Origin of the sequence: Faecalibacter macacae (assembly GCF_003687725.1) — a bacterium.
GTDB lineage: Bacteria > Bacteroidota > Bacteroidia > Flavobacteriales > Weeksellaceae > Empedobacter > Empedobacter macacae.
The window spans coordinates 1-3,994 of the sequence record NZ_RDOJ01000033.1 but is presented as its reverse complement, the minus strand read 5'-3'; the positions used below and the strand labels follow the sequence as shown (position 1 = coordinate 3,994).

General features: G+C 28.6%; 3 protein-coding genes. All 3 read left to right on the top strand.

Annotated elements, in window-relative coordinates; all coding sequences use genetic code 11:
• Positions 1–243, top strand: a 243-nt coding sequence (locus EAH69_RS14020; RefSeq protein WP_230466838.1) for a hypothetical protein, incomplete at its 5' end; no start/stop codon positions are given.
• 60 nt (positions 244–303) lie between these two features.
• Positions 304–1,101 (top strand): GLPGLI family protein, encoded by a 798-nt coding sequence (locus tag EAH69_RS13715; protein WP_121935785.1) that lies wholly within the window; start codon positions 304–306, stop codon positions 1,099–1,101.
• A gap of 14 nt (positions 1,102–1,115) precedes the next feature.
• The gene (locus EAH69_RS13710; RefSeq protein WP_230466837.1) at positions 1,116–3,740 is read left to right on the top strand and encodes a carboxypeptidase-like regulatory domain-containing protein; all 2,625 of its coding nucleotides are present in this window, start codon (positions 1,116–1,118) and stop codon (positions 3,738–3,740) included.
• The last annotated feature ends 254 nt before the right edge of the window (positions 3,741–3,994 follow it).

The window sequence follows — 3,994 nt, the reverse complement described above, 5'->3', positions numbered from 1 at the left end:
TTTGCAAGTGCTTTTGCACTTTTCGGAACATTCGCAATGGCGAATGAAGTCAATGTAGAATTACAAGAGAATACAGTTGATATTACTGTAGAATTAGAAAGAGAATGTCAAGCCTTTGATTCTGTTTCTGAGTGTGGTGGTCAATTCATTGCTTGTAAAGAAGTGGGAACATCTTGGAATTTAATGAATTTACTTATAGCAGATTTCCAATTATGTGAATTGGAACAAAGTATGGGATTATAAATTAATTTTAGAAGTAATAAGCTTTATAATAAGCTTGTTACTTCTTATTTAAATGATACTATGAGAAATTATTTGTTTTTATTTTTTTTATTTATTACTTATTTAACTTCAGCTCAGTATAAATTATCCTATAATTATACATATCAATACGATAGTTTAAAACCTAATAAAATAATTAGTGAAAATGTGATCATTATAAAAACTCCAAGTGTAAGATATTATTATGGTGAAAATTTTCTAAAACTAATAGAGATAGAGAGTATAGGAAATATAAATAATGAAGATCCACAATTAATGTGGAAAAAATTAGCTGAAGTTCCTAGAACTAAACTTTTTAATATTGTTATCCTTAAAGAAGATAATTTAAAAATATTTAATAGCCGTATAGAAAATCAAACCACTTTAGATTTTGAACCAATTAATTGGAAAATAGATAATAATACCTCTATAAATAATTATAAAACAGCTACAGCTACATTTTTAGGAAGAAATTGGATAGCAAAGTATAATGAATCTATTCCTATTAATGATGGTCCTTTTATATTTTCAGGTTTACCTGGGTTAATTATAGAATTACATGATGAGCAAGGTTATTTTAATTGGAAATTGAATTCATATAATTTGGATTATAATGATAAAAGTTTGACAAAGGAATTGATAGAATATAAGTATAAGTCTATTACAAATTTAGAGCTTAAGGATTTTAATAAAATTATTAAAGAAAACTTTTTAAATCCTACGATTTCAATTCAATCAGCAGGTATAGAATTAGAAGAAGAGAGAATTAAAAGAATTATAGAAAATCAAAAATTACAAAAACATAGATTTTTAATACCAGATTTATGGACGTATTTGTAAAATAAATTATTAATTTGAAACCAAAACTTTCCCTACTATTATTACTTATAGCCAATATTCTTTTTGCTCAATTAACCATATCTGGAACAGTAAAAAACGAAAAAGGGCAACCCATTGCTGGAGCAAATGTAATTTTGTCCCCAAGCGATGCGGATATTACTTTGGCTTATTTTATTACAAAAGCTGATGGTAAATTTACGTTAACGCTAAAAGAAACTTCTCACGAATTGTACGAGGTAAAAGTTCGTGCCTTGAATTATGCATTTACATCCGATTTGGTCAACGAATCAACTTCTAATTTTGATTTTACATTGCAAGAAAAAGCAATTGAGCTAAAAGAAGTGCAATTGAAGCAACCTGCAGTGCGAAAAAAAGGCGATACTATTGCTTACGATGTAACGAACTTTAAAGATATACAAGATCGTACAATAGCTGATGTCATCAAAAAAATGCCAGGAATAGAAATCGAATCTTCTGGTCGAATTTTATATCAAGGCGAACCGATTAATAAGTATTATATAGAAGGAATGGATCTTTTGGGTGGTAAATATGCTTTAGCTAACGAAAATCTTTCGGCAGATGCAGTAGATAAAGTACAAATATTAGAAAATCATCAGCCCATCAAAATGTTAGATAGTTTAGTGATTAGTTCTAAAGCTGCATTAAATATCAAACTTAAAAATAAAATTACTTATTCTGGTAAAGCAGAAATCGGTTTAGGTGTTTCGCCATTGTTGTATCAAACCAATATTACACCAATGTTGTTTAAAAAGAAACAGCAAATGATTGGTTCTTACCAATCCAATAATCGTGGTGAAGATGTAACGAAACAAATGGATATATTATCTTTGGAAGATCTTTTAAATAATACTGAACGTTTTTCTAATGAAGGTTGGTTAGGTATATCTTCAGTACAAACGCCTCATTTTAACGAAAAAAGATGGTTGGATAATGCTGTTCAATTAGGTACTTGGAATCATTTGTTTAAACTAAATAAAGAACTCGATTTACGCTTTAATCTATCGTATACCAATGATTATCAAAAACGAATAGGGCAAAGTACAAAACAATATTTTTTACCATCTGGAAATTTATTGTTAAATGAACAGAAGCGTAATCATCTTCAATCTGAAAATTTATCAGCAAAAGCGACATTACTACGCAATAGTACAGATAATTATTTGCAAAACGAAATTGAATTTAGAGGTGCATGGAATCGTTCGCATGGTTATTTAAAACGAGATGACGAATTGGTCGATCAAATTTTACAAAAGCCGAATCAAGAATTTGCCAATCAATTCAAAATCATAAAGAAAATAGGAAAGCAGTTGGTAACTATTCGTTCATCTATTTCTTACAAAGATTATCAAGAAGAGTTATCTATTTCTCCTGGAGTTTTTATTGATATGATTAACCAAAATCAAAACTATCAAAATGCTTTTCAACGCATAGATTTCAATAAATTTTCGACCAACAATTTTATTGAATTTTCGAAAGGAATTCAATCGATTTCGGTGCATTCAAAAATCGGATTTGGATATCTCAACCAAACAATGGAAAGTAATTTGTATGCTGATGAAATGCGTATTGGTAATCATTTTACAAATGATGTGAATTGGTCCATATTTAATTACTATTGGGATAATCGTTTCGAATATAGAAAAGGAAATTTTAGAACCACTCTTTTGTTACCCATAGAAATGAATCATCTTCAGATGAAAAATCTAGTTAAGAATGAAGAAATGAATCGTTTGTTCGTGAATCCGAATTTATTTTTATCATACAAATTATCCAATCAATGGGAATTACGATCTACAAACACATACAAACAGAGTTTAGGAAGTTTATCACAAATACATGAGAATTATATTTTATACAATTACAACACAATACAACAGCGTGACGGAAAATTAAATGAACGTAATTCTTGGATTTCTTCTATAAAAGCTGAATACAAAAATCCAATCAAAGCTAGGTTCATTAATTTGGGGTATAATTATTCGTGGATAGAAAATACTTTATTGAATAATTATCAATATAATTCAGATGCAAGTTCCATTTTACAAGTTGTAGAACAAACCAATCATCAATTATCCCATAACTTAAATGCTAAGTTTAGTCAATATTTTTCAAAATTAAAATCAACTTTCGAAGTTGAAATTTTTCAACAATGGTCTAAAAATGATGAATATCTCAACAATGAATTTATTGAAGTCAATAACCAAATAACCAACATAAAAACAGGTGTTAAATTTCGTCAGTTAAGTTGGATGACATTTGAATATAACTATTCATGGTTCAACTACAGAAGCAAGATCATGGTTGATCCATCGCGTAAAATAGTCAACCAAGAGCATCAATTGGGGTTCCATTTTTTTCCAGCCGATCGTCATTATATCAAATTGAATATGGATGCTTATATTAATGATGATTCTACGTTAAATCCAAATTCTTTTTTTGGCGATTTGATGTATCGATACACGTTAAAGAAAAAGAAAATCGATTTCGAATTAACAGCTTATAATCTGTTCAACGAAAAATATTTTTCTCAAAATAGTTTAAGTTCATATTACGAAATGCGCTATCAATACAAGCTAAGACCAACACAAATTATGCTAACAACACGTTTTACGTTTTAAAATATAAACTTCCTTTTGTGGAAGTTTTTTTGTTTGGGTGTTTCCTCGCTTTATTCTTATAAAAAAAATGTGATCCTGAACTCGTTTCAGGATCACATTACGCTATACAAATCTGATGAGAAGCTGAAATGAATTCAGCTTGACAAAGGTATGTATGTAATTCAGAGTTTGTCGAAGAATAGTTCAATAAAAGTCATCCTGATTTCTATGACAAAACCAAGTTATTTTTATAAATATTTTGATTTTTAATTAGT

Bases quoted from the DNA above. Each gene is read 5' to 3' on its own strand.
- EAH69_RS13715 (WP_121935785.1), top strand. From the start codon at position 304: ATGAGAAATTATTTGTTTTTATTTTTTTTATTTATTACTTATTTAACT.